We start from the raw sequence: 7,079 nt of genomic DNA, 5'->3' as shown, positions 1-7,079 counted from the left end.
TCGTTTCAACACCCTCATTTTCGCCTGGTTTAATTGACTTTATACTACCCCGTCGTAAAAAACCTACACCTGTCAGCCCATCTCCCCTCCCCCTTGTCTCCGATTGCCTCACTCTCACCCACTCTCAGCCACTCTCACCCGCTTCCCCTCTCCCAAGTCTTGATTTGCGAGTACCCGAATCGTTTTATGATTAAACATTAAGAAATTAAGCAATCCTTATTAAGGTTCGACTGTCAGATTATGGCTAAAATTCAATTTTCTCGGGGTATAGACGAAGATGCTGTGCCCGAAGTGCGCCTAACCCGTTCTAAAAGCGGAGAGCAAGGCACTGCCAGGTTTACCTTTGAAAATCCCAAAGCTCTCAGCAACACCAGTACCGAAGACATTACTGGAATGTACATGATCGACGACGAAGGCGAACTCCTCACTCGCGAGGTTAATGCTAAGTTCATCAACGGTCAGCCTGCGGGTTTGGAAGCTCTTTATATAATGAAAAGTTCCGCCGAATGGGATCGATTTATGCGTTTCATGGAACGCTACTCGGAAGCCAACGGCTTAGGATTTAGCAAGGCATAATTGATGGGGAATAGGGCATGGGGCATGGGGCATGGGATATGGGGCATTGGTTATTGGTTATTAGTTATTTGATAATGAATAACTAACAACGAACAAATCACAACTAAACTAATGACTTCTTCCCTCTTCCCTTTTCCTGATTTCCTCTTCCTTCTTGCTTCTTCCTTTTTCCTTCAACATCTGTTATATGACGCAAATTCCTCACCCCGACTTATCTAAAATAACCGTAAACTGCGCTATCATTACTGTTAGCGACACCCGCTCGGCGGAAACAGACAATAGTGGCTTGTTAACTAAGAAGCTGCTAAAAGATGCGGGTCACTCTGTGGTAGCTTACACTGTTGTTAAAGATGATGCGGCCAAAATTGTATTGCAAATGCAGGCTTTTTCCCAGCGTGAAGATGTAGATGCAATCATTTTTAACGGTGGCACGGGCATCGCTCCCCGAGATACTACCTATGATGTGATGGAGAGTTTGCTCGACAGGATTTTACCAGGATTTGGTGAGATATTTCGGTTTTTGAGCTATCAAGAAATTGGTTCCAGGGCGATCGCCTCTCGCGCAGTTGCAGGCGTGTATCAAGGCAAGTTAGTCTTTTCTCTTCCCGGCTCTAGCAATGGCGTGAAACTAGCTGTGGAAAAGCTAATTTTACCCGAATTAGTTCACTTGGTGACGCAGTTGCGCGGTGGGTGAGGGGTTAAGGTGCCGATGCATACAGATCCAATCGGTTCCTTGCTATTTAGCTCGCGACAAATCCAATCTAGCCAGCGTGTCCCTAACCTGTTACATATCTGGCTAACTGAGGATTATTAAGGATTAACCTTCTAGCCTTTGGCTCCTTCGCCTCCATTCTATCTCATTCATGAATGAGTTAATCGCACCTATTACTTCCTGACCTCCATCGTTCTGGAATGTTTGTTGGTAATAACCAAGTATCCTCGCACCTATTACTCCCGGAACTCCATCGCTATGCAATATTTGTTGGTAATAACCAAGTATAAATGGACGGCGGTTGGTAAACAACAGACGGAGCTTCCGGTAGTTATTAGGTCGATAACTACCATAAATTCCAAATTTTTCAGAAAGTATTCCTAAATGCCCGTAAACGGGACTATCGGCTCCTCTAAGTTGATTTAAAAGGGATAATTGCGAACGAAATCTTCCTAAGTTGATAATGCTCACTGTATTAGCTTTGACATCTAGTTCTAAGTAGGTAGACCCCTGGGAGAAAACTATGCAAATTCCTAGTATAAAAAACAATAATCCCAAAGGTAGAAAGAAGAACCCAAAACCAATAGTGACACTCTCATAGGGTGCGTAGATATCGAGCTTCCATATTTTCTCGCCATTATTCAATTTAGCTAAACCGTGGTTAATTGATTGGATATTTTGAATGTTATTGGATGTCGGTTCCAGAACCATCCAAGGTTTTGAACTGGTGAGGACAATGGTTTCGCCGTTCGGTGTCTGAGAGGCTATCGCCTTTTTAGTATTGGGAATTTTAATAGTATTTCCAGAGATAAATCCAGGAATTACATACTCGCAATTTACAGCTTGCTGCTGTTGCTGACAGGTAAGAGTTCGAGGCAATCGAGCTTCCCAAATTATCGTGACAAATAATAAATTTAGGCAACTAAAAAAGCCAAAGTACATCAACATAAACAGCCAAAAGAATAATCCGGGATCTCGATGAATAACCAAGAGATCGGGGTTACGTTTGTGAATCGTAAACTTTTCTAAAATATTCATGATCTGAAGAAAATTCCGAAATGGATATCTAAAATTCTTGATATGTCCGTGCTAATTTATTGCTAAACATCTCATCAACCGTCTCAAGGTATTGTAGCCTGGGTTGGTCGGCATATGATATACCGTAACGGTCTTGGTCTTGCCGATCGACTAATTCTGCATCAGGGTCTTTGTAGATTGTACCGCAGTTGGGGTCTCATAAACTTCTGGCAACTGTGGCCCAGCACATAGGACTTAGTGAATATCCTTTTCAGCGACTATTTACTCAATGGGCCGGCATTAGCCCCAAGCGGTTTTTGCAATATCTGACAGTTGAATATGCCAAGTCAAAAGTCGCTCAGACTAAAAGCCTTCTAGACCTAACATTATCATTCCCATCCAACCGGAAACGATATGAGGTCGCTTTCTTCAATCTCTTCAATCTCTTCAATCTAAAATCTAAAATATAAAATCGCAAGCCCCCGGGCTTATCAGTGAGGTCGCTTTCTTCAATCTCTTCAATCTAAAATCTAAAATCGACTGGCTGCATTCACCGCAAGAAACGGGTGGCTTTGAGCCTAGTCTATCGCTAAAGTGAGGAAACATCAAAATTCCATTGACTTAGACTACATGATTTCGATGCAGAATGCGAGTGTCTATGCTAGCGAAGATTATCACCGGATTGCTCGGGCGATCGCCTTTATGCGACAACACCACCTAAACCAGCCCAATCTGGCAACGGTGGCCCAGCACATAGGACTTAGTGAATATCATTTTCAACGGCTATTTACTCAATGGGCAGGCATTAGCCCCAAGCGGTTTTTGCAATATCTGACAGTTGAATATGCCAAGTCAAAAATCACTGATACTAAAAGCCTTCTAGACCTAACATTGGACGTGAGACTATCGAGTCCCGGACGATTACACGATTTATTTGTGAACTTAGAAGCAATGTCACCAGGGGAGTTCAAAGCAGGCGGAGCAGGTTTACAAATTCGCTATGGCATTCATGATACCCCTTTTGGCAAATCTCTAATTGCTACAACTACCCGTGGTATTTGTAATCTTTATTTCTTGGAGACAACAGACGAACAAACCGCCGCACAAAAACTGCGATTGGCATGGAAAAACGCTGAAATTATTCGTGATGAGCAAACCACTCAATCATTGCGTGACCGGATTTTCAATTCAGAAACTCTCAGCGAGCAAAAACCACTAACGCTCTTGGTAAAAGGCACTAACTTTCAGATTCAAGTGTGGCGAGCACTTTTGCAATTGCCATTTGGGGCGATCGCAACTTATCAAACTATAGCTCAAATGGTAGCTCGCCCAACTGCTGCTAGAGCTGTAGGAAATGCGATCGGTAAAAATCCGATCGGCTATTTAATTCCGTGTCACCGAGTCATTCGAGAATCTGGAGAACTCGGTGGCTATGGCTGGGGAGTAGAGCGTAAAACAGTCATGTTAGGTTGGGAAGCTAGCCGTACAATCTGCGATTGATTATCCTTTTGGTTTGTTTGCGCGGCGATTATGAACCGCCCGGTAGGGAAAGCCTAAATAGCCTTCTCGACCAGATTATACAGTCCTACTTGAGACTACGATTGTAGAAATCAGCAACTTTGTCAACGTACATCTTTGGGTTAGTATTGTAGCTTTCTGGATGTTTCTTCGCATTGGTTTCCCAATATTCGGCCGAAGGATATGCTTCTCTGAGTTGGCGAGCGTTTTGTATAGGCGTATAAGGATCGATCGCACTATGAATAATTAAAACAGGTCTAGGGGAAATACGACCTATCTCCTGCATTGGCTTAGAAGAAGTTAGATCATATCCAGTCAACAAATGTCCAAACATCATGGTAGAAAGAAGAAATATCCCAGGTAATCCTGAAGCTGACTGCCAATGCTTCTGAATAATTGGATAAACCTCTGCGTAACCGCTGTCAGTGACCACGGCTCCGATGTCAGAGTCATCTGCGGCTGCCCCAATTACAGTAGCCGAACCCATTGAAAAACCTAAAACCCCAATCTTTTTTGGCTTAAAGCCCCTGATTTTAAGCCAATCCACTGCTGCAATAACATCTCGCCTTTCTGTAATTCCAAAGGTGAAACGAGAATCAGCACTTTGCCCATGTCCTCGCAGATCGATCGTAAGTATCGAAAAGCCTTTTTGATTCATAGCTGAACCAAACTCGGCAAACTTTCCAGCAAGCTCACAAGTCCGACTGGAATTCAATCCATGCACTAAAATTAATACCTTATCTCTTGCTTTTTCTGGAATAAACCAACCAGCAATCTCCACGCCATCAGGTGTACGAAATGTTACATTTTCAGGAGGAACAGCAAAAACAGATGCTTTAAGAGGGTCAAAGCATCTGTTTGGCTTTGAAAGAGTATGTCCTGCATAAGCTGAGATGCCGAAATAGCCAACTACTAGAAAGGCCGAGATAGCAGAAGCTAACTTGATAAAAAGATGCTTTTGGGCTTTCATATATTTTGTTACCTAGTTCTTGGAGATTATTTTCAGCGAATGTTCGATATAATTTCCTGGCTGCATGGATACCGCCTTAACAGGTTGAGTGAAATATTCCCCCGACATTCTTCCCTTGTTGCATTAAATTGTTGAAAAGGTCTACAGCCAATTTGGTAGGCCCAATATAATACTCAATACCTCTTTGATGCAGCAGTTGTTCAGTTTCAGGACAGGTATGTAGCATGAGTTCCATACCACGTGTCAAAACCATAAATTCTATACCTTGCTCTAAAATTTCTTCGATATCAGCAGGTTGAATACCTGGTTGGTGACGAGTACCTGTGAGTCTCCAATCCCATTCCTTAGCACCTCCAGGCCATACTTTACAATCTTTGAATTGACAAGTTTGACCGTCAGTTGTTACCTTAATAAGTCCCCAAGAGATATGACTAATCAGGCTTTGCTGAGAATTGCTCACGATCTGGTTTTTCCTATTATAAAAAGATGGACAAAAGAGATTTAGCCAATGTAGATAGGAGCGCCCAACGGCTAAATTGAGCGGCAGCCAGTAACTTGAGCTTAACTGAAATTATCTCTGTTGAGTCAAGGCTCGTTTACAAACATCAAGTCCTTGAGTTAAGCATTGCTCTGGCCTCTTTCGAGATATGGGTGCAAACATTTCTACCAACTGGCGTTTTGTCCATTTATAGGTCTGGTGTAGCTTACGCTCAGAAACCCGGTTTCTACCCAATGTCGATCGATCGCAGATAAATTTCAGGGTGCAAGGTCGATCCATATACACTAGAAAGATTGTGTATCGCCAGTTTTTCAATGACGCTGCCTACCGGATCTCGTTCTCCTGCTTTGTTCCAAACGCTTTCGCTGGTAGCTGACCCGATCGCATTTTTTGATCGCTACTCTGCCAAATACGGCGATACATTTACCGCCCGCGTGTTGGGGCCCGCTTCGCCCCCCGTGGTGTTTCTGGGCAGTCCACAAGCGATTCAGGCGGTGTTTACGACCTTAGCCGATGCCTTTGAGTTTGGCAAAGTGACCAACGTATTTCGCCCGCTGGTGGGAAATGAATCTCTAATTATGAATGAAGGGTCGCGACATCTGCGACAGCGACAGCTATTAATGCCCGCGCTGCATCGGGAACAGTTGCACAGTCAAGGACATTTGATTGTTGATTTGACGAAAAAGCAGACGATCGACTGGAAAGCCCCAGATGCGATCGCAGTCCGCGAAGAAATGTCAGAAATTTCGCTGCAAGTAATCTTGCAAGTCGTGTTTGGATTAGTGCCGGGAGAGCGCTACGAACGCCTGAAACAATTGCTCAGCAACCTTTTAGAGGCGATTACCTCGGAACTGTACTCGATGCAATTTTTCTTTGAACCGTTGCAGCAAAATTTGGGGCCTTGGAGTCCGTGGGGGCAGTTTTTCCAGCAGATGGGGCAGATTGACTCGCTAATTTATGCGGAAATTGCCGAGAGGCGATCGCAATCTCTCGATGCGTCTCGCACGGATATTCTGTCGGTGTTGATGATGGCCCGCGACGACACCGGCGAATCCATCGGCGATCGAGAATTGCGCGATCAGTTGATGACGCTGTTGTTATTGGGACATGAAACGACTGGATCGGCGTTGACTTGGGCGTTTTACTGGCTGCATCAGTTTCCCGAATGCCTTGCTAGGTTGCGGAAGGAATTGGATGAATTAGGCGAGAATCCCGATCCGATCGCGCTTTCGCAGTCGCCCTACTTAACAGCAGTCTGCAAGGAAGCGCTGCGGGTTTATCCAATTGCCTTAATTTCGCAGCCGCGCAAGGTGAAACGGACGATCAAACTCCAAGGCTATACATATCCACCGGGAACGATTTTAATCCCCTGTGTCTATTTGGCGCACCGTCGCCCTGAAACCTACGAAAATCCCGCCCGGTTCAATCCCGATCGCTTTTTAGATCGCAAGTTTTCCGCCTCTGAATTTTTACCATTTGGAGGCGGGAGTCGAAGCTGCATCGGGATGGCGTTATCCATGTTTGAAATGAAGCTCGTTTTAGCAACTGTGCTGTCTTCGCGTGAGTTTGTATCGAATCTCGATCGGCCAATTCGTCCGGCGCGCCGGGGAATCACCTTTGTGCCGCCCGATCGGTTTCGATTAACCGTTGTGGGCGATCGGCGTTAGATTCAGTGAAACACCGTGTCATATAGCCTTTCTCAGAAAGATAAGGTACTCATGGGCATAGGGCATAGGGCATAGGGCATAGGGCATAGGGCATAGGGCATAGGGCATACCTCACTTTTT

7 protein-coding genes are annotated in these 7,079 nt (G+C 44.7%); 4 read left to right on the top strand and 3 right to left on the bottom strand.

The genetic code is table 11. The features are described 5' to 3' along the window. The first annotated feature begins 240 nt into the window (after window positions 1–240). Both psb28 and QUA83_RS29650 read left to right on the top strand, forming a co-directional pair. On the top strand, window positions 241–576 hold the full coding sequence (psb28, locus tag QUA83_RS29655) for a photosystem II reaction center protein Psb28 (RefSeq protein ID WP_333161558.1): 336 nt from the start codon (window positions 241–243) through the stop codon (window positions 574–576). 187 nt (window positions 577–763) lie between these two features. After that, on the top strand, window positions 764–1,270 hold the full coding sequence (locus QUA83_RS29650; protein ID WP_006632696.1) for a MogA/MoaB family molybdenum cofactor biosynthesis protein: 507 nt from the start codon (window positions 764–766) through the stop codon (window positions 1,268–1,270). Between the two features lie 123 nt (window positions 1,271–1,393). Here the strand turns inward: QUA83_RS29650 and QUA83_RS29645 are convergent, their stop codons facing one another. After that, window positions 1,394–2,326 (bottom strand): hypothetical protein, encoded by a 933-nt coding sequence (locus QUA83_RS29645; protein ID WP_333297753.1) that lies wholly within the window; start codon window positions 2,324–2,326, stop codon window positions 1,394–1,396. 573 nt (window positions 2,327–2,899) lie between these two features. On the opposite strand from QUA83_RS29645, the gene QUA83_RS29640 reads away from it, so the two are divergent. After that, window positions 2,900–3,805, top strand: coding sequence for a methylated-DNA--[protein]-cysteine S-methyltransferase (locus QUA83_RS29640; RefSeq protein ID WP_333297751.1), 906 nt, complete (start codon window positions 2,900–2,902; stop codon window positions 3,803–3,805). Between the two features lie 85 nt (window positions 3,806–3,890). On the opposite strand, the gene QUA83_RS29635 is transcribed toward QUA83_RS29640, so the two are convergent. Both QUA83_RS29635 and QUA83_RS29630 read right to left on the bottom strand, forming a co-directional pair. Beyond that, entirely contained in the window at window positions 3,891–4,793 is a 903-nt protein-coding gene (locus QUA83_RS29635; protein ID WP_333297749.1) for an alpha/beta fold hydrolase, read from the bottom strand. Between the two features lie 76 nt (window positions 4,794–4,869). Further along, window positions 4,870–5,253 (bottom strand): Mth938-like domain-containing protein, encoded by a 384-nt coding sequence (locus tag QUA83_RS29630; RefSeq protein ID WP_333297747.1) that lies wholly within the window; start codon window positions 5,251–5,253, stop codon window positions 4,870–4,872. Window positions 5,254–5,606: 353 nt separating this feature from the next. Between QUA83_RS29630 and QUA83_RS29625 the strand changes: the two genes are divergently transcribed. Then, entirely contained in the window at window positions 5,607–6,959 is a 1,353-nt protein-coding gene (locus QUA83_RS29625; protein ID WP_333297745.1) for a cytochrome P450, read from the top strand. Window positions 6,960–7,079: the final 120 nt, after the last annotated feature.

Origin of the sequence: Microcoleus sp. K1-B1 (genome assembly GCF_036704705.1) — a bacterium.
Classification (GTDB): Bacteria; Cyanobacteriota; Cyanobacteriia; order Cyanobacteriales; family Microcoleaceae; genus Microcoleus.
Note: the sequence above shows the minus strand (reverse complement) of the source record. Positions and strands in the feature narration are given on the sequence as shown.